The sequence below is a fragment of the Streptomyces sp. RKAG290 genome (genome assembly GCF_023701695.1).
Taxonomy (GTDB): Bacteria; Actinomycetota; Actinomycetes; order Streptomycetales; family Streptomycetaceae; genus Streptomyces.
The window spans coordinates 3,985,956-4,010,351 of sequence record NZ_JAJOZC010000001.1; the positions used below are offsets into that span (position 1 = coordinate 3,985,956).

General features: G+C 70.8%; 21 protein-coding genes and 2 pseudogenes. 12 read left to right on the plus strand and 11 right to left on the minus strand.

The annotated features are described in order from the left end of the window. Positions 1-86: 86 nt before the first annotated feature. Positions 87-791 carry a VTT domain-containing protein gene (locus LNW71_RS17455; RefSeq protein ID WP_250969083.1) on the plus strand — a complete coding sequence of 235 codons (705 nt, stop codon included), beginning with the start codon at positions 87-89 and terminating at the stop codon, positions 789-791. A gap of 42 nt (positions 792-833) precedes the next feature. Here LNW71_RS17455 and LNW71_RS17460 read toward each other — a convergent pair whose 3' ends face one another. Together LNW71_RS17460 and LNW71_RS17465 are read right to left on the minus strand one after the other, a co-directional pair. Next, positions 834-2,528 (minus strand): threonine/serine exporter family protein, encoded by a 1,695-nt coding sequence (locus tag LNW71_RS17460; protein WP_250969084.1) that lies wholly within the window; start codon positions 2,526-2,528, stop codon positions 834-836. Positions 2,529-2,667: 139 nt separating this feature from the next. Then, positions 2,668-3,162, minus strand: a complete 495-nt coding sequence (locus LNW71_RS17465) for an inorganic diphosphatase (RefSeq protein ID WP_024491916.1) — start codon at positions 3,160-3,162, stop codon at positions 2,668-2,670. Between the two features lie 86 nt (positions 3,163-3,248). On the opposite strand from LNW71_RS17465, the gene dacB reads away from it, so the two are divergent. The 6 genes and pseudogenes from dacB (at position 3,249) to folE (ending at position 10,842) form a co-directional block, all read left to right on the plus strand. Further along, the gene (dacB, locus tag LNW71_RS17470) at positions 3,249-4,754 is read left to right on the plus strand and encodes a D-alanyl-D-alanine carboxypeptidase/D-alanyl-D-alanine-endopeptidase (protein WP_250969085.1); all 1,506 of its coding nucleotides are present in this window, start codon (positions 3,249-3,251) and stop codon (positions 4,752-4,754) included. 49 nt (positions 4,755-4,803) lie between these two features. Next, positions 4,804-5,936 (plus strand): annotated as a pseudogene (locus LNW71_RS17475) (zinc-dependent metalloprotease). 201 nt (positions 5,937-6,137) lie between these two features. After that, on the plus strand, positions 6,138-7,229 hold the full coding sequence (tilS, locus tag LNW71_RS17480) for a tRNA lysidine(34) synthetase TilS (RefSeq protein ID WP_250969086.1): 1,092 nt from the start codon (positions 6,138-6,140) through the stop codon (positions 7,227-7,229). 97 nt (positions 7,230-7,326) lie between these two features. Further along, positions 7,327-7,866, plus strand: coding sequence for a hypoxanthine phosphoribosyltransferase (gene hpt, locus LNW71_RS17485; RefSeq protein WP_037777945.1), 540 nt, complete (start codon positions 7,327-7,329; stop codon positions 7,864-7,866). 195 nt (positions 7,867-8,061) lie between these two features. Further along, positions 8,062-10,086, plus strand: a complete 2,025-nt coding sequence (gene ftsH, locus LNW71_RS17490; RefSeq protein ID WP_250969087.1) for an ATP-dependent zinc metalloprotease FtsH — start codon at positions 8,062-8,064, stop codon at positions 10,084-10,086. Positions 10,087-10,236: 150 nt separating this feature from the next. Further along, positions 10,237-10,842: a GTP cyclohydrolase I FolE gene (gene folE, locus LNW71_RS17495; RefSeq protein ID WP_250969088.1), complete on the plus strand. Its 606-nt coding sequence runs from the start codon at positions 10,237-10,239 to the stop codon at positions 10,840-10,842. A gap of 31 nt (positions 10,843-10,873) precedes the next feature. Here folE and LNW71_RS17500 read toward each other — a convergent pair whose 3' ends face one another. The 6 genes from LNW71_RS17500 to LNW71_RS17525 form a co-directional block, all read right to left on the minus strand. Then, positions 10,874-11,356 (minus strand): DUF3180 domain-containing protein, encoded by a 483-nt coding sequence (locus tag LNW71_RS17500; RefSeq protein WP_250969089.1) that lies wholly within the window; start codon positions 11,354-11,356, stop codon positions 10,874-10,876. Between the two features lie 58 nt (positions 11,357-11,414). Then, positions 11,415-12,026 (minus strand): 2-amino-4-hydroxy-6-hydroxymethyldihydropteridine diphosphokinase, encoded by a 612-nt coding sequence (gene folK / locus LNW71_RS17505; protein ID WP_250969090.1) that lies wholly within the window; start codon positions 12,024-12,026, stop codon positions 11,415-11,417. Beyond that, positions 12,023-12,382 (minus strand): dihydroneopterin aldolase, encoded by a 360-nt coding sequence (folB, locus tag LNW71_RS17510; RefSeq protein WP_024493348.1) that lies wholly within the window; start codon positions 12,380-12,382, stop codon positions 12,023-12,025. The genes folK and folB overlap by 4 nt, the downstream gene beginning before the upstream one ends. A 209-nt stretch (positions 12,383-12,591) precedes the next feature. Next, positions 12,592-13,074, minus strand: coding sequence for a nuclear transport factor 2 family protein (locus LNW71_RS17515; RefSeq protein ID WP_250969091.1), 483 nt, complete (start codon positions 13,072-13,074; stop codon positions 12,592-12,594). Beyond that, entirely contained in the window at positions 13,071-13,868 is a 798-nt protein-coding gene (gene folP, locus LNW71_RS17520; protein WP_250972044.1) for a dihydropteroate synthase, read from the minus strand. Before folP ends, LNW71_RS17515 begins: the two co-directional genes overlap by 4 nt. A 59-nt stretch (positions 13,869-13,927) precedes the next feature. After that, positions 13,928-15,802, minus strand: a complete 1,875-nt coding sequence (locus LNW71_RS17525; protein WP_250969092.1) for a phosphatidylglycerol lysyltransferase domain-containing protein — start codon at positions 15,800-15,802, stop codon at positions 13,928-13,930. Positions 15,803-15,940: 138 nt separating this feature from the next. Here LNW71_RS17525 and LNW71_RS17530 point away from each other — a divergent pair, with 138 nt between their 5' ends. Further along, positions 15,941-17,062 carry an esterase family protein gene (locus LNW71_RS17530; RefSeq protein ID WP_250969093.1) on the plus strand — a complete coding sequence of 374 codons (1,122 nt, stop codon included), beginning with the start codon at positions 15,941-15,943 and terminating at the stop codon, positions 17,060-17,062. A gap of 133 nt (positions 17,063-17,195) precedes the next feature. Here the strand turns inward: LNW71_RS17530 and LNW71_RS17535 are convergent, their stop codons facing one another. After that, a complete protein-coding gene (locus tag LNW71_RS17535; protein WP_250969094.1) occupies positions 17,196-18,383 on the minus strand; it encodes a betaine/proline/choline family ABC transporter ATP-binding protein in 1,188 nt (395 codons plus the stop codon). Positions 18,384-18,514: 131 nt separating this feature from the next. Here LNW71_RS17535 and LNW71_RS17540 point away from each other — a divergent pair, with 131 nt between their 5' ends. The 4 genes from LNW71_RS17540 to LNW71_RS17555 all read left to right on the plus strand — a co-directional run bounded on the left by LNW71_RS17540 (position 18,515) and on the right by LNW71_RS17555 (position 22,094). Further along, positions 18,515-19,228, plus strand: coding sequence for an ABC transporter permease (locus LNW71_RS17540; RefSeq protein ID WP_250969095.1), 714 nt, complete (start codon positions 18,515-18,517; stop codon positions 19,226-19,228). Positions 19,229-19,231: 3 nt separating this feature from the next. Beyond that, the gene (locus tag LNW71_RS17545) at positions 19,232-19,906 is read left to right on the plus strand and encodes an ABC transporter permease (RefSeq protein WP_250969096.1); all 675 of its coding nucleotides are present in this window, start codon (positions 19,232-19,234) and stop codon (positions 19,904-19,906) included. A gap of 70 nt (positions 19,907-19,976) precedes the next feature. Continuing rightward, positions 19,977-20,954: an ABC transporter substrate-binding protein gene (locus LNW71_RS17550; protein WP_250969097.1), complete on the plus strand. Its 978-nt coding sequence runs from the start codon at positions 19,977-19,979 to the stop codon at positions 20,952-20,954. A gap of 114 nt (positions 20,955-21,068) precedes the next feature. Next, positions 21,069-22,094 carry a hypothetical protein gene (locus tag LNW71_RS17555; RefSeq protein ID WP_250969098.1) on the plus strand — a complete coding sequence of 342 codons (1,026 nt, stop codon included), beginning with the start codon at positions 21,069-21,071 and terminating at the stop codon, positions 22,092-22,094. A 41-nt stretch (positions 22,095-22,135) separates the two neighbouring features. On the opposite strand, the pseudogene LNW71_RS17560 reads toward LNW71_RS17555, so the two are convergent. Together LNW71_RS17560 and LNW71_RS17565 are read right to left on the minus strand one after the other, a co-directional pair. Beyond that, positions 22,136-23,277, minus strand: a pseudogene (locus LNW71_RS17560) (NADH-quinone oxidoreductase subunit D). A 95-nt stretch (positions 23,278-23,372) separates the two neighbouring features. After that, complete coding sequence (locus LNW71_RS17565; RefSeq protein WP_250969099.1) at positions 23,373-24,374, minus strand: SAM-dependent methyltransferase; 1,002 nt, start codon at positions 24,372-24,374, stop codon at positions 23,373-23,375. Positions 24,375-24,396: the final 22 nt, after the last annotated feature.

The following is a 24,396-nucleotide window of genomic DNA, read 5'->3' on the forward strand; positions in this document are numbered from 1 at the left end:
CCAGTGGAACCCGGAGGCGCTCCGCGGCGTTGATAGCTTGAGGCGCCCACACAGCCGCCATCGACCACATCCTGGAGCCCGGACCCTTGAATACGCTTGCGCTCGGACCGAGCTGGCTGGACCCGGACCATCTCATCGGGCAGTTCGGGCTGATCGGTGTGCTGGTCATCGTCTTCGCCGAGTCCGGGCTGCTGATCGGGTTCTTCCTGCCCGGCGACTCCCTGCTGTTCACCACGGGGCTGCTGGTGACCACGGACAAGCTGCACACCCCGCTGTGGCTGGTCTGCGTCCTGGTCGCGCTGGCCGCGGTCATCGGCGACCAGGTGGGCTACCTCTTCGGCCGCAAGGTCGGCCCGTCGCTCTTCAACCGCCCGGACTCCCGCCTCTTCAAGCAGGAGAACGTCGAGAAGGCCCACGAGTTCTTCGAGAAGTACGGTCCGAAGTCGCTGATCCTGGCCCGCTTCGTGCCCGTCGTGCGGACGTTCACGCCGATCATCGCCGGTGTGAGCCGGATGAACTACCGCTCGTTCATCACGTTCAACATCATCGGCGGGGTCCTGTGGGGCGTCGGCGTGACGCTCCTGGGCGCGGTCCTCGGCAAGATCGAGTTCGTGCACAAGAACATCGAGGCGATGCTGGTCCTGATCGTGCTGATCTCGGTCGTGCCGATCGGCATCGAGTTCCTGCGCGCCCGCAGCAAGTCGAAGAAGGAAGCCGCCGCGGGCGGCGACGAGCGTGACGACCAGGGCCAGGGCCCGGCCGGCCGCCGCGGCCGGCACGCCAAGCGCTGACCGCCCCTCGCGGAGCCGCTTCGCCGTACCGGAGTCAACGCGTCAGAAGCCGCGCGTCCGCTTGGCCGCGCGGCGGTTCGCGCCGCCGACCGCACCCGGCACCCGCATGAACAGCCGGGAGATCTCGCTTCCCAGGTTCACCCCGATGGCGATGGCTCCCGCCGTCGCCACCGCGGTCGACAGCGAGGCGAGCCCCCGGTCCAGCTCGTTCTGCGCGATGCCCAGCAGACCGAAGTACGTGGCGGAACCGGGCAGCAGCGGGCCGATCGCGGCCGTGATGAACGGCAGCGACGAGGTGTAGCGGTACCGCGAGAACAACTGCCCGAACAGCCCCACCAGACCGGCCGCCACCGCCGTGGCCGCCACCGGCGAGATATGACCGGTCCGGGCCATCGCCCCGTAGATCACCCAGGCCACCCCGCCGTTCAGGGTCACCGCGAGCACCGTGGACCGCTCCTGCTGGAGCAGGATCGCGAAGGCCAGGCTCAGCAGCATCGACGCCAGGATCTGGATCACCGGCCGGTCGTGCGTGATGAGGCGCTCCTCCGGGTTCAGCTGGGCCCCCAGCTGCAGGCCCCCGTAGAGCACCAGCAGCACACCGGCGACGATGCCGATGAAGAAGTACATGACTTCGAGCAGCCGCGCGGCCGCGGTGATGTAGTAGCCGGTCAGACCGTCCTGCACCCCCGCCACCAGGGCCCGTCCCGGCAGCAGGGCGAACAGCCCACCGGTGATGACCGCCGAGGGCCGGACGTCGGACCAGTGGGTGAGGGTCAGCGCCACCCCCATCGCGGCGGGCGGCATCGCGGCCGCGACGAACTGGTAGAACTCCGGGAGCCCGCGCCCGGCACACAGCCAGGCGAGCCGGTCACCGAGCATCGCGCCGAGCGCCGCCACCATGAACACCAGCGCCCCACCGCCGACCAGCACCGATGCCGCGCCGGCGAGTCCGCCGCCGGCCAGCGTGAGCACCCAGCCGGGGTACGGGTGCCGGTTTCGGCGGATCTCCGCGAGGCGCCGGTAGGCCTCCTCCAGCGAGACCTCGCCCTCCTCGGTGGTGATGTCGTCGATCAGCCGGAAGACCGCGGCCAGCCGGGTGTAGTCGGTGCCGCGGCGGCGTACGGTACGGCTCGCGGTCACCGGATCGTCGACCAGCGAGGGCTGGTGCGAGATCGACAGCAGCGTGAACGTGACGGTCGGCTCGCAGCGGTCGAGACCGTAGCTGCGGGTCACGGCGAACATCGCCGCCTCGACGTCCTCGGCGCCCTCACCGCCGGCGAGCAGCAGCTCCCCGATACGCAGCGTCAGGTCGAGCACGCGCGGCACCGCGGGGCCCACGTCGTCGTGCTTCTGGACCGGTTCGGGCGCCGGGCGCTCGGCGACCGGCATCCGCAGCATCGTGCGCATCCGGTCCTGCCAAGGGGCCTCCTTGGTCAGCCGGATCATCGGGATGCCGTGCGCCGGCGTGAAGGCGGCCGGGGAGTCGAAGGCGCTGTAGGTGCGCGGCGGTGCGAAGGCGGAAGCGGTCGTATCCGATCCCGGTGCGGAACCGGAAGCGGAACCCGCCCCCGGAGCCGGCTCGGGTGCCACCCCGGACGGCAGGGCGAATTCCGACGTCGGATGATCTTCCTCGGTCGGCGGCGCCGGCCTCCCCACCCCCGCGGGCTGGGAGAAGGCGCTGCGCGCCTCGTCGGACTGGGGCTTCTGGTCCTCCGGACCGCCCTGTTCCGCCACCACTGACCTCACTCATCCATCGGCTGCGCGTGCTCGGTAGCGCTCCTGCCCAGTATGGCCGCGGAGATGGGCACGGACGCGAACGGGCGGCACACCGTGAAGGTGTGCCGCCCGTTCGTTGCGCGGAATCGCAAGCGGAACGTCAGTGCGCGCCGCCCTGCGCCTCCAGGCGCTTGTACGAGTTCTCGATCTCGGCCTCGGCCTCGGTACGGCCGACCCAGTCGGCGCCCTCGACGGACTTGCCGGGCTCCAGGTCCTTGTAGACCTCGAAGAAGTGCTGGATCTCCAGCCGGTCGAACTCCGAGACGTGGTGGATGTCGCGCAGGTGCTCCACCCGGGGGTCGGAGGCCGGCACGCACAGCAGCTTGTCGTCGCCGCCTGCCTCGTCCGTCATCCGGAACATGCCGATCGCACGGCACTTGATGAGGCAGCCGGGGAAGGTCGGCTCCTCCAGGATGACCAGCGCGTCCAGCGGGTCGCCGTCCTCGCCGAGGGTGTTCTCGACGAAGCCGTAGTCCGCCGGGTAGCTGGTCGAGGTGAAGAGTCGACGGTCCAGGCGGATCCGGCCGGTCTCGTGATCCACCTCGTACTTGTTCCGCGAACCCTTCGGGATCTCGATAACGACGTCGAACTCCACGGGTGGCTCCTCCATGATCAACACATACGACTGATGGTTAAGTGTCCCCCACGGAGATGTGTGCTCGCGAAAGGGGCTGGTCAACGGTGGCCGAGCCGGTGAAAAGACCGTCGATCAAACCGTTCGCCAAGCTGAACAGGGCGGCCCTGACGGACCACCTCAACATGCGGAACGGACTGAGCAACTGGCAGTTCACGGCTGTCTCCGCCGCCCTCGGCCTGGCGCTCGCAGCCGGCGCCGTCCTTGCCGCCGGACCCTGGGACTCGGGTCAGCGTAAGGCCGAGCAGGACTGGGCGGTCGCCCGGGACCGCACAGGTGGCGCACATCACGACCCGGACGCGCCCGCAGGTCCCGACCCCGCACCCAGCGCCGCGGCCGTACTCGCGGCGCTCGGCACCGGCGTCAACAGGTCCGCGCCGGACGCCCCCGATGCCCCGGACGGCGCAGCGGCCGAACTCCGCGCCGTACTGGGCCCGCTGCTGAAGAACCCCGCACTCGGCACCCGGCGCAGCGCCGTCGTCATCGACACCGCCACCAACAAGCGGCTGTACGGGCAGGGGGCCGACACCCCGATGACGCCCGCCTCCACCGTCAAGATCGCCACCACGGTCGCGGCCCTGACCGCACTCGGCCCCGGCCACCGCATCCCGACGACCGTCCGGGCCACCGCGGACTCCCGCACCGTGACCCTGGTCGGCGGCGGCGACCCCACCCTGGACCGGGCGGCCCTGCGCGCCCTGGCCGCGGACACCGCACACGCCCTGAAGGACGGCGGGGTCGACTCGGTCCGGCTCCGCTACGACGCGTCCGCCTACTCCGGGCCCGCGCTCCACCCGATCGGCCCCAACGAGAACATCGCACCCGTGAGCGCCCTGATGGTCGACGAGGGGCGCCTCGACGACTCCGCGAGCGGGCCGGCCCCGCGAAGCGGCGACCCGGCCGGGGACGCCGCCCGCGACTTCGGCGAACTGCTGGACGAGGCCGGGATCTCCACCGGTTCCGGACCGGAGCCGGGCCGGGCGGCCGCCAAGTCCCGGCCGGTCGCCAGGCACCTGTCCGTCCCGCTGTCCGCCCTCGTGGAGCGGGCGCTGACCAACAGCGACAACGACATCGCCGAGGCGCTCGCCCGGCAGACCGCGCTGGCCCGCGGCGGACCGGCCGACTTCACCGGCGGCCGACAGGCCGTCACCGCGCAGCTGAAGAAGCTGAAACTGCCGCTCAAGGGCGTGAAGGTCGCCGACGGCAGCGGACTGGACCGGCAGGACAAGGTGACGGCCGCCCTGCTCGCCGGCCTCCTCGCCCGCGCGGCCGACCCGGACCACCCCGAACTGCGCCCCGTCCTCACCGGGCTCCCGGTGGCCGGCTTCAGCGGCACCCTCAGCGGCCGCTACACGACGAAGTCCGGCGGCACCGGGCTGATCCGCGCCAAGACCGGCACCCTCACCGGGGTCAACACCCTCTCCGGCACCGTGGTCGACCCACACGGCCGGCTGCTCGCGTTCGCCTTCCTGGCATCGGGCACCACCGCCCCCGCCGAGGCCCAGTCCGCCCTCGACGCCCTCGCCACCGCGCTGGCCGCCGGCAGACGATGAGCCGGTCAACACCACACCGCTCAGCGGGCGGAGCACGTACGGTTGACGCATGACGAGCATCGGTGGTGCGGGGATGGTCGACTGGAATCTCGCGGTTGCGACCGCGACCCGACTTGTTCGGCCGGGGCCCGAGATCAGCCGCGAGGAGGCCCGCGAGGTCGTCGCGGAGCTGCGCAGGCATGCCAAGGCCGCGGAGGAGCACGTACGTGCCTTCACCCGGATGATCCCGGAGGGGACCGAGCCGGAGGACACCCCGGTCCTGGTCGTGGACCGGGCCGGCTGGATCAAGGCGAACGTCGCGGGCTTCCGCGAGCTGCTCCGCCCCCTGCTGGAGAAGATGGAGGAGCGGCGCTCCAGCGGCGCGGGCGGCGCCGTGCTCGGCGCGGTCGGCTCCAAGGTGACCGGGGTGGAGGTGGGGATGCTGCTGTCGTTCCTGGCCTCCAGGGTGCTCGGCCAGTACGAGACGTTCGCCCCCGCCAGCCGTGAGCTCCCCGCCTCGTCCGAGGGCGGCGGCAGGCTCCTGCTGGTCGCGCCGAACATCGTCCACGTCGAGCGGGAGCTGGAGGTGGACCCGCACGACTTCCGCCTCTGGGTCGCCCTCCACGAGGAGACCCACCGCACCCAGTTCACCGCGGTGCCCTGGCTCCGCGACCACCTGCAGGGCGAGATCCAGTCATTCCTCGACGAGACCGACGTCGATCCGATGACGGTGCTGGAACGGCTCCGCGAGGCCGCCCAGTCGCTGGCCGGCGGCCGGCCCGAGGCGAGGAGGGCGAGGACGGCGGGCGCAGCCTCGTCGAGGTCGTCCAGACGCCCGCCCAGCGCGAGATCCTCGGCCGGCTCACCGCGGTGATGTCCCTGCTGGAGGGGCACGCCGACTACGTGATGGACGGCGTCGGCCCCGAGGTGGTCTCCTCCGTCGGCGAGATCCGGGAGAAGTTCCAGCAGCGCAGGGCGCGCGGCGCGAGCCGCCTCGACCAGGCGCTGCGCAAGCTCCTGGGACTCGACGCCAAGCTGCGCCAGTACCGGGACGGCGAGCGGTTCGTGCGTGCCGTGGTCGACGAGGTCGGGATGGACGGCTTCAACCGGGTCTGGACCTCGCCCAACACCCTCCCGACGAAGGCGGAGATCGCCAAACCGGAGGACTGGATCGCGAGGGTGCACCGTAAGGCAGAGTCATGATCACGGCGCGTCCGCGGGCGCGGGGTCACAGGAAAACGCGCCGGTAATCACCCATCCGAGGGACCGTAGGGGCATGGGAAGGCGTGCAATGCTCGATGAACGGCATTGCTCTGTCACCATCGACGCACTCTGAGTGACGGCACTCTTTCCTGTCCCGGCACTCCGAGGCACCTCTCCAGAACTTCACGAAGGGCACCGGACATGGGTCCCCATCCTGCGGTCGCGGCGATACGCCTGGCGGTCCGCCGCGTACTCCACGACGTCATCACCGACTTCGCCGAACAGACCGAACGCACCACGCACACCGCACGTGCCCCGCACCCCGAGCTCGCCGAGGCCGGAGCGGGCAGGCGGCGCGCCGCACTCCCCGAACGCCCCGATACCCCGCTGGTACTGGTGGCATGCTCCGGTGGCGCCGATTCCATGGCGCTCGCCTCCGCCCTCGCCTTCGAGGCCCGCAAACTCGCCGTCCGGGCCGGCGGCATCACCGTCGACCACGGCCTCCAGGACGGCTCCGACACCCGGGCCGCCGAGGTCGCCGGCCGCCTCGCCGCCATGGACCTCGACCCGGTCGAGGCCGTCGCGGTCCGGGTCGGACACGGCGGCGGACCCGAAGCCGCCGCCCGGGACGCCCGCTACGCCGCGCTGGACGCGGCGGCCGAACGCCACGGCGCCGCCGCGGTCCTGCTCGGCCACACCCGTGACGACCAGGCGGAAACGGTGCTGCTGGGGCTCGCCCGCGGTTCCGGCATCCGCTCCCTGTCCGGCATGGCCGCCGCGTCCGGCCCGGCCGGCCGCTACCGCCGCCCCTTCCTCCAGCTCGACCGGCAGACCGCCCGCAAGGCCTGTCTGGTCCAGTCCCTGACCGTCTGGGACGACCCGCACAACATCGACCCCGCCTACACCCGCTCCCGGCTGCGCCACGAGGGCCTGCCCGCGCTGGAGAAGGCGCTGGGCAAAGGAGTCGTCGAGGCGCTGGCCCGGACGGCGCAGCTCTCCCGGGACGACGCCGACGCCCTGGACACCTGGGCCGCCGAGGCCGACCGTGATGTTCGCGACGATGCGGGCCGGCTGGAGTGCGCCAAGCTGTACGCCCTGCCGCCCGCCGTCCGCCGCCGGGTACTGCGCCGTGCGGCCATAGAGGCGGGCTCCCCGGCCGGTTCCCTGTTCGCCCGTCACATCGAGGAAGTCGACCGCCTGATCACCGGCTGGCGCGGCCAGCAGGCCATCAACCTCCCCGGCCGCGTCGAAGCCCTGCGCCAGGGTGGCAGACTGGTGATTCGGCAGAGCTGACGCACAAGCGGCTGACATGCAGGCGAGCGGCCGCGCAGGTCCGGGACACCACCGGGCCCGGCAGGCAAAGAAAGAGACGCGGGTGAACGAGAAGGACATGGGCACCGACCTTCAGTCGGTGCTCCTCACCAAGGAAGAGATCGACGCGAAGCTCGTCGAACTGGCCGCGAAGATCGACGCGGAGTACGCGGGCAAGGACCTGCTCCTCGTCGGTGTCCTCAAGGGCGCGGTGATGGTCATGGCGGACCTGGCACGCGCCCTGTCCACCCCCGTCACCATGGACTGGATGGCCGTCTCCTCGTACGGTGCCGGCACCCAGTCCTCCGGTGTCGTCCGGATCCTCAAGGACCTGGACACCGACATCAAGGGCAAGCACGTCCTGATCGTCGAGGACATCATCGACTCGGGCCTGACGCTGTCCTGGCTGATGTCGAACCTGGGTTCGCGCGAGCCCGCCTCGCTGGAGATCTGCACCCTGCTGCGCAAGCCGGACGCGGCGAAGGTCGCGCTCGACTGCAAGTGGGTCGGCTTCGACATCCCCAACGAGTTCGTCGTCGGCTACGGGCTGGACTACGCGGAGAAGTACCGCAACCTCCCGTTCGTCGGCACCCTCGCCCCGCACGTCTACGGCGGCTGACGGCGACGCGCCCAACTCGCGTCGGCTCCGGGGAACCCTCACCGATTTCCCGCCGTTGAGCCTTCGAAGGCGGGTTTGACAGACGTCCCCGGCGGTCGTCGGTGACAATGCTGGGGTACCGTCCGAAGAACAGTCTTTACTCACAGCAGCATTTACCTACGGGCAGGAGGGACGGGGCGTCTTCGCTCCGTATGGATGGACGTGAAGCGATACTTCCGTGGGCCGGTCATGTGGATCGTGCTGGCCGTCCTCGCCGTGGTCGTGTTGATGCAGGTCGTCGGCTCGTCCGGTGGCTACAAGACGGTGGACACCGGCAAGGTGATCCAGGCGATCAGTAAGAACCAGGTGGAGCAGGCCAAGCTGACCACCGGTGACGATCAAATCCTCAAGATTGAGCTGAAGGACGGCCAGAAACTCTCCGGCGAGTCCGGCAGCAAGTTCCAGGCGAGTTACATCGGCAACCAGGGTGTCGAGCTGGCCGACACGCTGCAGAAGAAGTTCGAGAGCGGTGACATCGAGAAGGGTTACACCGTCTCGCCGTCGAAGCAGTCCCCGTTCGTCTCGATCCTCTTCACGTTGCTGCCCTTCGTCCTCATCGTGGTCGTGTTCCTGTTTCTGATGAACCAGATGCAGGGCGGCGGCTCCAAGGTCATGCAGTTCGGCAAGTCCAAGGCCAAGCTGATCACCAAGGACACCCCGAAGACGACGTTCGCCGATGTGGCGGGGTCGGACGAGGCGGTCGAGGAGCTCTACGAGATCAAGGAGTTCCTCCAGGAGCCGGCGAAGTTCCAGGCCGTCGGTGCCAAGATCCCCAAGGGCGTCCTGCTGTACGGGCCTCCCGGTACGGGCAAGACGCTGCTCGCACGCGCCGTGGCAGGCGAGGCGGGCGTCCCGTTCTACTCGATCTCCGGTTCCGACTTCGTCGAGATGTTCGTCGGTGTCGGTGCCTCCCGAGTGCGTGACCTCTTCGAGCAGGCCAAGGCGAACGCCCCGGCGATCGTCTTCGTCGACGAGATCGACGCCGTCGGCCGGCACCGCGGTGCCGGTATGGGTGGCGGTCACGACGAGCGCGAGCAGACGCTGAACCAGCTGCTCGTGGAGATGGACGGCTTCGACGTGAAGGGCGGCGTCATCCTGATCGCCGCCACGAACCGGCCGGACATCCTCGACCCGGCGCTGCTGCGTCCGGGCCGCTTCGACCGGCAGATCGCGGTCGACCGGCCGGACATGCTGGGCCGGCTGGAGATCCTCAAGGTCCACCAGAAGGGCAAGCCGGTCGCACCGGACGTCGATCTCGGCGCCGTTGCCCGTCGTACGCCCGGCTTCACCGGTGCCGACCTGTCGAACGTGCTGAACGAAGCGGCGCTCCTCACGGCGCGCGGCAATCTGAAGCTGATCGACAACAACATGCTCGACGAGGCCATCGACCGCGTCGTGGCGGGTCCGCAGAAGCGGACCCGGATCATGTCCGAGAAGGAGAAGAAGATCACCGCGTACCACGAGGGCGGACACGCCCTGGTCGCGGCGGCCTCACCTCAGTCGGACCCGGTCCACAAGATCACGATCCTCTCCCGCGGTCGCGCCCTCGGTTACACGATGGTGCTCCCGGAGGAGGACAAGTACTCCACGACGCGCAACGAGATGCTCGACCAGCTGGCTTACATGCTGGGCGGGCGCGCGGCCGAGGAGCTGGTCTTCCACGACCCGACCACCGGCGCTGCGAACGACATCGAGAAGGCCACAGCCACGGCCCGCGCGATGGTCACGCAGTACGGCATGACGGAGCGGCTCGGCGCGATCAAGTTCGGCGGCGACAACACCGAACCGTTCGTGGGCCGCGAGATGGGTCATCAGCGCGACTACTCGGAAGAGGTCGCCGCGCTGGTCGACGAAGAGGTCAAGAAGCTCATCGAGACCGCGCACAACGATGCGTGGGAGATCCTGGTCGAGAACCGCGACGTTCTCGACGCCCTGGTTCTCCAGCTCCTTGAGAAGGAGACCCTCGGCAAGGCGGAGATCGCCGAGATCTTCGCTCCGATCGTCAGGCGCCCGGCCCGTCCGGCGTGGACCGGCTCCGTCCGGCGCACGCCGTCCACCCGGCCGCCGGTGCTCTCCCCGAAGGAGCTCGCCCTCACCAACGGCGCCACCACGGCGAACGGCTCGGTCACGGACACTGTGCCGGCCACCGAGGCGATCCCCGAGGAGCGTCCCGAGAGCTAGCAGCCGACCCCGGCCCGGCCCCCGTCGCGGGGGCCGGGCCGGGCCCGGAATGGATGCCGCGTCCTCCAGGTTTTAGCCTGTGGGGGCGCGGCTTTCGTTATACCTGCGCGGATGTCCACGCAGCTGACAGTTCAGAGGAACGAGGCACAGATGACCGACCCGGTGACGCTGGACGGCCAGGGTTCGATCGGCGACTTCGACGAGAAGCGGGCCGAGGCGGCCGTACGCGAGCTCCTCATCGCCGTGGGGGAGGACCCGGACCGGGAGGGGCTGCGGGAGACGCCGGGGCGGGTGGCGCGGGCGTACAAGGAGATATTCGCGGGCCTGTACCAGACGCCCGAGGACGTCCTGACGACCACGTTCGACCTCGGCCACGACGAGATGGTGCTGGTCAAGGACATCGAGGTGTTCAGCACCTGCGAGCACCACCTGGTGCCGTTCCACGGGGTGGCGCACGTCGGGTACATCCCGGCGGCCAGCGGCAAGATCACCGGGCTGTCGAAGCTGGCCCGGCTGGTGGACGTCTACGCCCGCCGGCCGCAGGTCCAGGAGCGGCTCACCACCCAGATCGCCGAGTCGCTGATGGAGATCCTGGAGCCGCGCGGCGTCGTCGTCGTCGTGGAGTGCGAGCACATGTGCATGTCGATGCGCGGTATCCGCAAGCCGGGTGCGAAGACCCTGACCTCGGCGGTGCGCGGCCAGCTCCGTGACCCGGCGACGCGCGCCGAGGCCATGAGCCTGATCATGGCGCGCTGACGCCCGGCCAGGAGGAGGAGCGGGCGGGGCGTTACGCCGCCGCCGCGTTCTTGTTGTGGTCCTCGTCGTCCGGGAGCTTGCAGACGCGCTCCAGGAACAGGGCCGCCGCGACCACCGCGATGCCGGCCAGGACCGAGAAGCCGGCGTAGATCGCCTGGTCGCGGCGGGGCGGGATGTCGAGGGAGCCGAGCAGGAAGACGCCCACACCGCCGTACACCCCACAGACCAGGGACACGACGAGGGCACTGGCCTGGCCGAAGACCACGGCGCGGGCCGCCATCAGCGGTTCGACACCCTTCGCACCCGGCCGGCGCTCCCGCTGGGCGCGCAGCCGGGAGCGGATGGAGAGCGCCGTCGCCAGCAGGACGACGGCGATCACCGCGAGCACGATGGGCGCGGCCAGCGGCACGCTCGGCAGGGTGCCGAAGGAGTCCCAGAGGCGGGCGCCGCCCCAGGACAGCACCCCGGCGGCGGCGAAGAGGCCGGCCAGTACTCCGAGCCGTAGTTGCTTCACCGCGTGAGCCGCCCTTCGCCGCCTGTGTATGTCCTGCTGTCTCCTTCGAGCCTAACGACTACTCGGGCAGCCGGAGTTCCAGGTCGGCCCGGGCCAGTACGGTGCCGCTGTCGACGCCCGCCAGCAGATCGGCGACCGGGCCGACGCCGGGCAGCTGGGCCGCCGGATCCACGTCGTGCCACGGGGCGAGGACGAAGGCGCGCTCCAGGGCCCGGGGGTGGGGGAGCGTGAGGGCCGGGTCGTCGGAGACGAGGTCGGCGTACGCGACGATGTCGACGTCGATGGTGCGCGGACCCCAGCGCTCCTCGCGGACCCGGTCGAAGGCCTCTTCGATGGCCTGGCCGCGCTCCAGGAGCGAGGACGGGGGCAGGGTCGTCTTCACGACGACCACCGCGTTGAAGTACGACGGCTGGGAGCCGGGGTCGACGCCCCAGGGCTCCGTCTCGTACACCGGGGAGACGGCCTTGACCCGAAGGCCCGGCGTGTCCTCCAGGGCGTCGATGGCGCCCTGGAGGGTCTCCAGGCGGTTGCCGAGGTTGGAGCCCAGGGAGATCACGGCGCGTTTGGGGTTCGAGAGGGTGATGTCCGCGGCGTCCACCTGCTCGACCACGGAGGCGGGCACCGGCTGTACGGTCGGGTCGCTCTGCCCCTCGGTAGAAAATGCAGTCATGCTCGGCTCCGGGTGATGGTGATGGTGACGTCGTCGAAGGGGACGGTGATGGGCGCATCCGGCTTGTGCACCACGACCTCCACCTCCTCGACGCCTTCGTGCTTGAGGCACTGCTGGGCGATGCGCTCGGCGAGCGTCTCGATCAGGTCGACCGGTTCGCCCTTGACGACGTCGACGACCTCCTCCGCGACCACGCCGTAGTGCACGGTCTTCGTCAGGTCGTCGGCGGCTGCCGCGGGGCGGGTGTCGAGGCCGAGCACCAGGTCGACGATGAACGTCTGTCCCTCTTCCCGTTCCCGGGGAAAGACGCCATGGTGCCCACGGGCCTTGAGGCCGCGCAGCGCGACACGATCCACGCGAATCACTCCTGCTGTTGTTGTCGTAGGGGCACGGAGCCGCGTGCGGGCGGCGACCTGCCCTCGTGCGAATCTACCTGCGAGCACGGACAGCACTTGCCCGTGGGGCTGCGCAGGACCGCACGGGCCCGGTAGCCGCTGATACCCGGCTGTGCCCGATTCCAATCCCTGGGAGCTGCTTCTGGGGCCTCCACCGGGCTTGTACCCATTCAGGAGGGGGACTCCTCGTCCTCCTCCTCATCGGTTTCGGCCAGAACGGGCGAACCGTGGTGGGACCAGAGCTTCCAGCCGTCCGGAGTGCGGCGGAACACATTCGTGGCGACGACGAGTTGACCGACGAGCGGCCCCAGGGAGCTGCCCTCCTCGGCCGGGCCGCCGCTGAGGATGTTCTCCGTGCAGGTGACCAGGGCGGTGTCGCCGGTCATGGCGACCCCGACGTCGGTCAGGAAGAACTGGATGTACTCGGTGTTCGCCATGATCAGCGCGTAGCTGCGCAGCACCTCCCCGCGGCCGGTGAGCACCGGCCAGCCGGGGTGGACGCAGGAGACCGTGAGGTCCTCGCCGGGCAGCCAGAGCGCGGAGAGGTCGTCGAGGTCCCCGCGTTCCATCGCCTCGTAGAAGGCGGTGTTGGCCCGCTCGACCGCCTCGATGTCGGCGGCGGCGGACGCGTGCTCGTCCTGCGGCTCGTTCACGCGGCTCCCTCGACGGCGCGGGCGACTCGTACGGCGTCGGCGGTGGCCCGTACCTCGTGGACCCGGACGGCCCAGGCGCCCGCACGGGCGGAGAGGGCCGAGACCGCGGCGGTGGCCGCGTCGCGTTCGCGGGCGGGCGGCGGGGCGGCGCCCGCCCCGGCCAGCACATGGCCCAGGAAACGCTTGCGGGAGGCGGCGACCAGCAGCGGGCGCCCCAGCTCGTGCAGGGCGTCCAGACGGGCGATGAGCGAGAGGTCGTGCTCGGCGGCCTTGGCGAAGCCGAGGCCGGGGTCGATCACGATCCGTTCCGGGGCGACACCGCCCGCGACCACGGCGTCCATCCGGGTCCGCAGCTCGGCGACGACCTCGGCGACGACGTCGCCGTAGACCGCCCGGCTGTTCATGGACTCGCTGAAGCCGCGCCAGTGCATGACGACGAACGGCACCGAGGCGGCGGCGACGACCGGGACCATGTCCGGGTCGGCGAGCCCGCCGCTCACGTCGTTGACCAGGACCGCGCCCGCGGCGACTGCCTGCTCGGCGACCCGGGCCCGCATGGTGTCCACGGAGACCGTGACCCCTTCCGAGGCCAGGCCGCGGACCACCGGGATCACCCGCCGCAGCTCCTCGGACGCGTCCACCCGGCTGGCACCCGGCCGGGTCGACTCACCGCCGACGTCGACCAGGTCGGCGCCCTCGCCGACCAGGTCGAGGCCGTGCTTGACCGCCGCCGTGGTGTCGAACCAGCGGCCCCCGTCGGAGAAGGAGTCGGGGGTCACATTGACGACACCCATGACCGCACAGCGGTCCCACTCCGGCAGGTCCTGGACCGTGCCTCGTCCGTGCAACGTACTCATACGACCAGCGTAGGCCCGCCCGGAGCCGGGTCACGCCGCGCGGACTCCGGGCCTTCGGCGACGACCCGTGCGTGCGTGCAGGGACGCCGCCCGCCCGCCGGCAGCCGGCGGGCCAGCAGGCCGGGCAGCGCGAAGCTGACGAAGCCCTCGGCCTGCATGGCCGCCAGGGAGATGCGGGGCAGATCGCGGGCGGTGCGGTAGACGACGAAACGCGGCTCCCAGCGGGGCCGGAACTTGGCGTTGAACTTGTACAGCGACTCGATCTGGAACCAGCGCGACAGGAAGATCAGCAGGCCGCGCCAGACCCGCAGCACGGGTCCGGCGCCCAGCTTCTCGCCGCGGGCCAGCGCGGAGCGGAACATGGCGAAGTTCAGCGAGACCCGCGTGATGCCGAGCCGGGGGGCGGCCTGCAGGGACGCGACGATGAGCAGCTCGTTCATCCCGGGGTCGGCGGCGCGGTCGCGGCGCATGAGGTCCAGGGACATGCCGTCGGTGCCCCAGGGGACGAAGTGCAGCACCGCCTTCAGATCGCCGTACGGGGAGTGGGCGCTGTGCTCGTCGGCCTTGTGGGCGGTGGCGATGAAGCAGTCCTCGTCGGCGCCGTCACCGATCCGGCCCAGCGCCATGGAGAAGCCGCGTTCGTTGTCGGTGCCGCGCCAGGCGGCCGCGGCGTGTGCGATGCGGGCCAGTTCGGCCCCGCCGATGTCGGCCACGCGCCGGACCCGGGTCTCGTAGCCACCGCGCTCAATGCGCTTCACCATCTGGCGTACGTTGCGCATCGCGCGTCCGGCGAGCGAGAAATCCGCGACATCCACCACCGCCTCGTCGCCGAGCTCCAGGGCGTCCAGGCCGGTCTCGCGGGTCCAGACCTCGCCGCCGGTCTCGCTGCAGCCCATCACGGCCGGCGTCCAGGAGTGGGCCCTGGCTTCGTCCATGAACCGTTCGATGGCGCCCGGCCATGCCTCCACGTCGCCGATCGGGTCGCCGCTGGCGAGCATCACCCCGGACACCACGCGGTAGCAGACGGCGGCCTTGCCGCTGGGGGAGAAGACCACGCCCTTGTCCCGGCGGAGCGCGAAGTGGCCGAGCGAGTCGCGTCCGCCGTGCCGCTCCAGCAGCGCGCGCAGCCGGGTCTCGTCGTCCTCGGTGAGGCGGGCGGCCGGATGTTCGGGGCGGAACGCGAAGTAGATGGTGGTGACGGCGGTCAGCAGGCCGAGTGCGCCGAGGGAGTACGCCACGGTCCACGAGGTGACGCCGGCGTACTCGACCGGCCCCTCGAAGCCGAACAGGCCGTACAGCACGTGCTGGAGCCGGTCGGCGATGCTGGGGTTCCCGACCAGCCGGCCGGGGTGGACGCTGACGATGACCAGGCCGAGGCCCAGCGAACCCGCTCCGAGGAGGACGAAGTTGGCGAGCGCCCTCCAACGGCTGCGTGGGTCGGGAAGCGCGGTGAATTCACTCCGGTGGCGTACCAGCAGATAACACAGTGTCAGTGAGACGGCCGCGCCCAGCATCGAGTGCCGGTAGACGAACTGGGCGAGCGCACCCGCCGGGAGCAGCACGACCGCGGCCCGCCAGGCCCGTCGCTTGTGCCGCTTGAGGCCGTGGGCCAGGAGCAGCAGCAGGATGCCGGCGCTCAGCGCGAGCGCGGCGGCGAAGGGGCCGAGGGCGCCGGGGAGCACCTCGGCGAGGGTGTGCATCCGGCTGTGGCGGAAGCGCGGGAAGACCCCGGCGGCGACGTCGATCAGACCGACGACGGTGCAGGCCGAGCCGACGAGCACCGGTACGGTTTCGGGTCGCGGTCCGCGCACGAACCTGCGTACGCCAATCGGAACCGATCCCGATTTATCCCCATCTAGCGTGACAGACATCGCTTCCCGTGGTTCCGCGAGAGATTGTGGAGTCCGTCGGCCGGAGCGCTGCGGACGATGTGCGACCTCTAGGACGAGGCTTCCGGGTCGCGGGTTCACCGCATCCCGGAAATTTCCTGACAAGAAAGTTCAACCGCAATGGGCCTTACCGGCAACGCTGTCCTGATCCTGGCGATCGCGCTGGCCGTCGTGCTGTTCGCCGTCACGGTGTGGCTCTGGCCGAGACTCGCCCGGCGCAGTGTCCCCGTGGTGTTCGGCAGGATCGGCCTGTTGCTGGCGACCCAGGTGGCGGTGTTCGCCTCCGTCGGCCTGATGGCCAACAACTCGTTCCTCTTCTACGGCTCCTGGGCCGACCTGTTCGGCCAGAAGCAGGAGCTGGGCGTGGTCACCGACCATGCCGCCGGGACCCTGGCCGCGAAGAATATCGTCCGGGTGGGCACGCAGCGGCCCGATGTGCCGGGCGGGTCGCTGCCGGCCATGGGCGGCCGGATCGACAAGGTGGTGATCGCGGGGCGGCACTCGAAGATCGAGAGCTCCGCGTACGTGTACCTGCCGCCGGAGTACTTCCAGGCGGCCTACGCCCGGCGGAAGTTCCCCGCGGTCGTGGTGCTCACCGGCTACCCGGGCACTTCGGAGAATCTCATCAAGGGGCTGCGGTACCCGGGCACGGCACTCGAACGGGTGAAGGCGGGACGGGCGCAGCCGATGATCCTGGTGATGCTGCGGCCGACGCTGGCGCCGCCGCGGGACACCGAGTGCGTGGACATAGAGGGCGGTCCGCAGACCGAGACGTTCTTCGCGAAGGACCTGCCGCCGGCGATCTCGGCCGCCTACCGGGTCGGCAAGCGGGCCCGCAACTGGGGCATCATCGGCAACTCGACCGGGGGCTACTGCGCGCTGAAGATCGGGCTGCACCATCCGGCCCGGTTCACGGCGAGTGCGGGGCTCTCCGCGTACTACAAGGCGGCCGAGGACCCGACGACCGGCGACCTCTTCCACGGCGACCGGCGGGCACGCGAGCACGCCGACCTGTTGTGGACCCTGGACCACCGCCCGATGCCGGATTCGTCCTTCCTGGTGACGACCTCACGCCGGGGCGAGGCGAACTACGCCGGTACGCGACAGTTCCTGGCCAAGGTGAAGGCGCCCGCGCAGGCCTCGTCGATCGTGCTCGGGAGCGGCGGGCACAACTTCAACACCTGGCGCCGGGAGATCCCCGCCGCCCTGGAATGGCTGAGCAGCCGGCTCAGCGAGAACTGACCGGGGGCGGCGGCAAGGGGGCCGGGCGCGGGGGCGCCACGGCGCGGGGGCGCCACGGCCCGGGTCCGGTCGCCTCGCAGAGTTTGCGGCCTGGTCCGGCTGTCTCACCTCGCCGCGGCCCGCTCCGGCCGGTTCACAGCCCCGCGGTTTTGACCACGCGCGCGACGCTCTCCACGGCCACCTCGGCGCGCGGCACCGCCCGGTCGTCCGCGTCGATCGAGCGGCGCAGCGCCTCGTGGAGGCGGGCCGGGGTGAGTACGCCCAGGAACCTGCCCGCGCTCTCCTTGTCGATGACCGCGATCCAGCCGGCGTCGTGCTGGAGCATGGTGGCGAACGCCTGCTTGAGCGGGGCGCCGACGGGCAGCCACGCCTCCATCCGGCGGGCGTGCTCGCGCACGGTGCCCTTGGCGCCGGTGAGCGCGTCGCCGGCCGGGATCCAGCCGTGCAGATGGTCGTCCGCGTCCAGCACGACGGCCCAGCGAGCCCCCTCCGCGCGCAGCCGCCCGGTCGCCGTGGCCAGCGTGTCGTCGAGATGGACGACCGGCGGCTGGTCGAGGTCGCTCTCCTCGATGGCGGTGACCGACAGCCGCTTGAGTCCGCGGTCCGCGCCGACGAAGTCCGCGACGTAGTCGGTGGCGGGGGCGCCGAGCACGGTGGCCGGTGAGTCGAACTGCTCGATCGAGCCCTGCCCGTAGACGGCGATGCGGTCGCCGAGGCGGACGGCTTCCTCGATGTCGTGCGTGACGAACAGCACGGTCTTGCGCACTTGTGCCTGAAGCTTCAGGAATTCGTTCTGCAGGCGTTCCCGGACGACCGGGTCGACCGCACCGAAAGGCTCGTCCATCAGCAGCACCGGCGGGTCGGCGGCCAGCGCCCTTGCCACGCCCACGCGTTGGCGCTGACCGCCGGAGAGCTGTTCCGGATATCGGTCGCCATAAACGGAAGGATCGAGTCCGACCAGATCGAGGAGTTCCGCGGCGCGTTCGCGGCCCTTTCCCCGTTTCCAGCCGAGGAGATGAGGGACGGTCGCGGTGTTTTCCAGGACCGTTCTGTGCGGAAAAAGGCCGACCTGCTGGATCACGTAGCCGATACGCCGCCGCAGTTGGACGGGGTCGATGGCGGATATGTCGTCCCCGTCGAGGAATATCCGGCCCTCGGTCGGTTCGATCAGCCGGTTCACCATCTTCATGGTGGTCGTCTTGCCGCAGCCGGAGGGTCCGACGAGCGTGACCAGTTCACCCTCGGCGACCTCGAAGGAAAGATCGTCGACGGCGGTGGTGCCGTCCGCATACCGCTTGGTGACGTGCTCGAAACGGATCATGGTTCCCCATTGTGGCGCGTGTTATGTGAAGGACATGTTGCTGGAATACAACGGCTTCGGCGATTGTCAGTGGTCGAGGATAGGCTCGCCGGACATCAGTACGAGAGGGCGACCGGGAGGAGGGGGACGGGATGGCCGCACAGAACTGCCTGGTGACGAACGACTGGATCTGCGGGGAGTATCTCCGTTCCCGTAGCCAGGAGTTGACCGACGCCACGGTCCAGCACATCTGGATCACGGTGGTCTCGGTGGCGATCGGAGTGGCCGTGGCATTCCCGCTGGCGCTCCTCGCGCGCCGCAGCCGCCGCTTCGCCGGACCGGTCCTCGGGCTGACGACGGTGCTCTACACCGTGCCCTCACTCGCGATGTTCTCGCTGCTGCTGCCGCTGTTCGGACTCTCCGCCGCCCTGGTCGTCACCGGCCTGGTGCTGTATTCGCTGACCATTCTCGTGCGCAACATCCTGGCGGGTCTGGAAGCGGTGCCCGAGGAGGCGAAGGAAGCCGCGAAGGGCATGGGTTACGGCCCGGCCAGGCTGCTGTGGGAGGTGGAGCTGCCGCTCGCGATGCCCGCGCTGATGGCCGGGGTGCGGATCGCCACGGTGTCCACGATCGCGCTGACGACGGTCGGGTCGATCGTCGGGCGGGGCGGCCTGGGCAACCTCATCGACGACGCCCTGCCGAGCTTCTTCAAGGCGCAGGTGCTGGCCGCGTCGGTGCTCTGCGTGCTGCTCGCGGTGGTCGCGGACCTGCTGCTGCTCGGTGTGCAGCGGCTGCTGACCCCCTGGACCCGGATATCGAGGACCCACGACGCCGTGGGCACGGCCGGCACGGCGAAGGCGGTCTGACCCATGGGAGTTCTCGGCGAGGCCTGGACCTGGCTCACCACCGGCGCCAACTGGTCGGGGGAGAGCGGGGTGGCCCACCGGCTCGGCGAGCATCTGTACGTCAGCGGGGTGGCGCTCCTGCTGTCCTGCGCCATCGCGCTGCCCCTCGCTCTCTACCTGGGACACATCGGGAGGGGCGGTGCACTGGCCGTCAACATCTCCAACGTGGGCCGGGCGGTGCCGGTCTTCGCGGTGCTGGCGCTCTTCATGGTCTCGCCGCTGCGCAACGCCGGATACGTGCCGACGATCATCGCCCTGGTGTTGTTCGCCGTGCCGCCGCTGCTGACCAACGCCTACGTCGGGATGACCGAGGTGGACCGCTCGGTGGCGGAGGCCGCGCGCGGGATGGGCATGTCCGGCGGCCAGCTCTTCCTGCGCGTCGAACTCCCGCTGGCCTACCCGATGATCATGACCGGGCTGCGCTCGGCCGCGGTGCAGGTGATCGCCACGGCGACGATCGCCGCGATGGTCGGCCAGGGCGGGCTCGGCCGGATCATCACCGCCGGTTTCAACACGTACAACACCCCGCAGGTGGTCGCCGGGGCCATCCTGGTCGCCGTGCTGGCCCTGCTGGTGGAGACGGTGCTGGTCGGCCTCGACCGGGTGCTTTCACCGCTTCGCCGCCGCCGGACGGTGTGAGCCCCCGGCCGACTTACGCAACCGACATCGCTTATCGCATATGGCCCTGTTGCCGTGGACGGAGATCAACATGAGCAAGACCTCGCGCATAGCCGGGGCGGTCATCGGCATCGTTGCACTGGCGGGCTCGCTCGCCGCCTGCGGCGGCGACAGCCTGGAGAAGGACAACGGCGCCCCGGCCGGGGACAAGGACTCCGCGAAGAAGGGCTCGCTCGTCATCGGCGCCGCCGCCTTCACCGAGTCCAAGGTGCTCGGGGAGCTGTACGCGCAGATCCTGGCCGACGCCGGATACAGCACCTCCATCACCACGGTGAAGAACCGTGAACTGTACGAACCCTCCCTGGAGAAGGGCGAGATCGACGTCGTACCGGAATACGCGGCGACGATCGCGGAATTCCTCAACGCCAAGGTGAACGGGGCGAAGGCCGCGGAGTCGAAGCCGGTCGCCTCGGGCGACACCGCGGCAACCGTCAGCGCACTGGAGAAGCTCGCCACACCGCGCGGGCTGAAGGTGCTGCCCGCGGGCAAGGCGCTCGACCAGAACGCCTTCGCGGTCACCAAGGAATTCGCCGCGAAGAACAAGCTGGAGACCCTTTCGGACCTCGGCGCCTCCAAGGTCAAGGTGAAGATCGCGGCGGGCGACGAGTGCGAGGTGCGGCCGTTCTGCGCACCCGGCCTGAAGAAGACCTACGGCATCGACGTCACCGGCATCGACCCCAAGGGCGTCGGCACCCCGCAGTCCAAGCAGGCGGTCAAGGACGGCAAGGACCAGCTGGTCCTCACCACCACCACGGACGGTGTGCTCGACACCTACGACCTGGTGTTCCTGAAGGACGACAAGAAGCTCCAGAACGCGGACAACATTCTTCCGGTCGTCAATGCCAAGGACGCGGGCTCCCAGGAGATCGCCGACGCCCTCGGGAAGCTCACCGACGCACTCACCACTGAGGACCTGGCGGAACTGAACCGCAAGGTCGACGCCGAGCGCGCCAAGCCGGCGGATGCGGCCAAGGAATACCTTCAGTCGAAGGGCCTGATCAAGAAGTAGGGAAGCCCCGGGCAAGGGGCGGAGCGAGTGATTCGGGGGCCGTCAGGTAACCGGCGGGGAACAGATTGCCGGGCGGCCCCCCAATCGGCCCGTACGCACGGTAAATTTCAGGCCATGCCACGTGGACGCCACCGCCATTCGCCACCACTGCACAGAATCCTGCCGCCTTCGGTCGTTGCCGGGGTGTCGGTCGTCTGTGCCGCGGGAGCCTGGGCGCTCGCCGAGCCCCTGGTCCTGCGCGCACTGGTCGCCGCCGCGGCGGCGACTGCCGTCACCGGCGCGTATCTGATGCGCAGCTGGGACAGGGAGGCGGGCCGCCGCGTCGCGGAGCTGACGCGCGCCCGCGCCAGTGACGAGTGGCGCACCGAGGAACGCATAGCGGAACTCGAAGCCGATCTGGAGGAGTCGCGCGAGCTGCGCGCCCGCCTGGAGACGAAGCTCCGCCGCAAGCGCGTCGAGCTCGCCGGGCTGCGTGGCGAGCACGCCGCGCTGCTGCGGCGGTACGCCAACGCCGAGACCGAGCGCGCCAGCGTGCTGGAGAGCCGTCGGCAGCTCGCCATGGAGGCGGCCGCGCCGCCCCGCGAACTGCCCGCCGCCCGCAGCACCCCGACGCCCGCCCGGTATCTGCGCGCCGCGCAGGCCCTGGAGGACCTCACTCGCAACGGGGCGCTCCAGGAGGCACGGCGCACCGCCGAGCAGGCCAGGAAGCGCGATCTCGCGGAGCGGTCCCGGGAGGCCGACGAGCCGCGGGGGAAGCACGCGGCGGCCGCCCGTGAGGGCGCCGGGACCCCGGCCGAGCAGCACCGCCGCCCGGCCGCCGCCCTGTCCGCGCCCCGGCCGTCCCAGGCGCTGCCCGCATCGCGCCCCGCGCAGGCCGCCAGCGCGGTCGTTCCGTACGCCGCGTCCCGCCGCCACCTGGTGCCGCAGGGCAGCTTCGACTTCTTCGGTACGCAGAAGGCGCACGCCGCGATCGAGTCCGTGCAGAACGAGGACCTCGCCGACGTGGTGGGCGAGGAGGTGCTGGCCGCGCACCGCACGGGCACGGCCGACAACCGCGCCGTCGGCAAGGTCATCGACCTGACCGCGCACGACGAGACCGAGCAGCTGGACGTCGCGGAGCTGCGCAGCGCGATCTCGTAGCCGGGCGGCCGCCGCCGACCGGGATCGCGGCGCGGTGGCCGCTACTTGTCGATGTCGCCGACGACGAAGAACAGTGAGCCGAGGATCGCGACCATGTCGGCGACCAGCGTGCCCGGCAGCAGCTCGGTGAGCGCCTGGATGTTGTTGAACGAGGCCGAGCGGAGCTTCAGCCGGTACGGCGTCTTCTCGCCCTTGGACACCAGGTAGTAGCCGTTGACGCCGAGCGGGTTCTCGGTCCAGGCGTAGGTGTGGCCCTCGGGGCCTTCAGGACCTTGGGCAGCCGCTGGTTGATCGGACCGGGCGCCAGGCCGGCCATCCGGTCCAGGCAGGCGTCCGCCAGGTCCAGGGCGTTGTGCGTCTGGTCCAGCAGGCACTCGAACCGGGCCAGGCAGTCGCCCTCGGTACGGGTGACGACCTTCAGGGTGTCCTGCAGCTCCCCGTACGCCAGATACGGCTCGTCGCGTCGCAGGTCGAAGTCGACGCCCGAGGCGCGGGCGATCGGCCCGGACACCCCGTACGCGTGCACGGCCGCGGCCGACAGCACGCCCACCCCGCGGGTGCGGCCCCGGAAGATCTCGTTGCCGAGTACCAGCTTGTCGTACACGTCCATCCGGGACCGGACCGAGGCGACGGCGTCCCGGGCGCGGCCGAGCCAGCCCGCCGGGAGGTCCTCCTTGAGGCCGCCGACCCGGTTGAACATGTAGTGCATCCGGCCGCCGGAGACCTCCTCCATCACGGCCTGGAGCTCCTCGCGCTCCCGGAACGCGTAGAACACCGGGGTGATGCCGCCGAGTTCCAGCGGGTACGAGCCGAGGAACATCAGGTGGTTGAGGACCCGGTTCAGCTCGGCGAGCAGCGTGCGGGTCCAGACCGCGCGCTCCGGGACCTCCATGCCGAGCATGCGCTCGACGGCCATCACGACGCCCAGCTCGTTGGAGAACGCCGACAGCCAGTCGTGGCGGTTGGCGAGCATCACGATCTGCCGGTAGTCGCGGGCCTCGAAGAGCTTCTCCGCGCCGCGGTGCATGTAGCCGATGACCGGTTCGGCGTGCTGGATGCGTTCGCCGTCGAGGACGATCCTGAGTCGGAGCACGCCGTGCGTGGAGGGGTGCTGCGGGCCGATGTTGAGCACCATGTCGGTGCTCTCCGCCGCGCCGCCGATGCCGACTGTCGTCTCCGTCATGCGGACAGTATCCCTGCGGGGGCGGTGCTGTGGGGTGCGGGGTGGAACGCTTCGGGGGCCGGCGACCCGGGGGCTCCGGCCCCGGGCACCGCGCCTCAGCCGCCCGCGGGGCGGAGAGGCGCCGCCGGGGACACGTGCTGCGTCAGCCAGCCGAAGTCGCCCAGCCCGCCCCGCGCCAGCAGCTCCGCCGCCTCACCCGCCGAGGCCAGGGCGCGCACGTAGCCGGCCGGGTCGCTCGATGCCAGGGACAGCGGGGGCCGCTCCCCGTCGACGCCCAGCCCGCGCAGCGCCTCGCGCTGGGTGCGGAGCTCCGCGGCCGGACCGCCCGCCGCCGCGCACGCGTCCAGCGCCACGTGCGAGGTGAGGTCGCAGCTGCCGTCCGGCACCGGCCGCACCTCGCGGCCCGCCCGGAAACCCGTCAGCGTGCCGAACGGCGGCCGCGCCTCGCGTACGTGCATGTAGTCCACCGCCACCGCGAGCCCGCCGGACAGGGTGGACACCGCACGCGCCCACGCCTCGTCCCGCGGGCGGCCGATCTCCGCCCGGCCGCCCGGCCCCGAGGACGGCCACCACCGGCTCAGCCACCGCGCGTCGGCCCCGGTCACCGGCTCGCCCAGCCGCTCCGCACCGTCCGCCGTCCGCACCAGGACGTACCGGTCGACGCCGTCCTCGTCCGTCTCGGCGACCGGCGTCGGCACGTTGTCCAGCCACTCGTTGGCGAACAGCAGCCCGCGCACGCCCTGCGGCGGCTTCGCGCACCACTGGACCCGCGGGTCCAGACCGGGCGGGCGCTCGGCGAGCTCCACGGCGTACGCCCGTACCGCGAGACGGCCGCCGCCCTGCGCGGGAAGCGCCGCGAGCACCCCCGTCAACAGCTCTCCGCGCCCCGCCCCCAGATCCACCAGGTCCACCGCACAGGTCCCGAGCGACTCGGCCGTCCTGACCAGCAGCCGGGCCACGGCCGCCGCGAACAGCGGGGAGGCGTGCACCGAGGTACGGAAATGACCGGCCGGCCCCTCGGGGCTCCGGTAGAACCCGCCTTCCCCGTACAAAGCGGTCTCGGCCGCCTCCTGCCACCCACGCCACTCATCCGTCACGTAGGCAAGTCTCCACCTTGGG

Excerpts from the sequence above, each read along its gene's own strand:
- LNW71_RS17525 (WP_250969092.1), bottom strand. The coding sequence starts at position 15,802 with ATGTCTGTCACGCTAGATGGGGATAAATCGGGATCGGTTCCGATTGGC.
- ftsH (WP_250969087.1), top strand. The coding sequence starts at position 8,062 with ATGGACGTGAAGCGATACTTCCGTGGGCCGGTCATGTGGATCGTGCTG.
- LNW71_RS17550 (WP_250969097.1), top strand. The coding sequence starts at position 19,977 with ATGAGCAAGACCTCGCGCATAGCCGGGGCGGTCATCGGCATCGTTGCA.
- LNW71_RS17530 (WP_250969093.1), top strand. The coding sequence starts at position 15,941 with ATGGGCCTTACCGGCAACGCTGTCCTGATCCTGGCGATCGCGCTGGCC.
- tilS (WP_250969086.1), top strand. The coding sequence starts at position 6,138 with ATGGGTCCCCATCCTGCGGTCGCGGCGATACGCCTGGCGGTCCGCCGC.
- LNW71_RS17555 (WP_250969098.1), top strand. The coding sequence starts at position 21,069 with ATGCCACGTGGACGCCACCGCCATTCGCCACCACTGCACAGAATCCTG.
- folE (WP_250969088.1), top strand. The coding sequence starts at position 10,237 with ATGACCGACCCGGTGACGCTGGACGGCCAGGGTTCGATCGGCGACTTC.
- LNW71_RS17535 (WP_250969094.1), bottom strand. The coding sequence starts at position 18,383 with ATGATCCGTTTCGAGCACGTCACCAAGCGGTATGCGGACGGCACCACC.
- LNW71_RS17545 (WP_250969096.1), top strand. The coding sequence starts at position 19,232 with ATGGGAGTTCTCGGCGAGGCCTGGACCTGGCTCACCACCGGCGCCAAC.
- folP (WP_250972044.1), bottom strand. The coding sequence starts at position 13,868 with ATGGGTGTCGTCAATGTGACCCCCGACTCCTTCTCCGACGGGGGCCGC.
- LNW71_RS17540 (WP_250969095.1), top strand. The coding sequence starts at position 18,515 with ATGGCCGCACAGAACTGCCTGGTGACGAACGACTGGATCTGCGGGGAG.
- hpt (WP_037777945.1), top strand. The coding sequence starts at position 7,327 with ATGGGCACCGACCTTCAGTCGGTGCTCCTCACCAAGGAAGAGATCGAC.
- folK (WP_250969090.1), bottom strand. The coding sequence starts at position 12,026 with ATGACTGCATTTTCTACCGAGGGGCAGAGCGACCCGACCGTACAGCCG.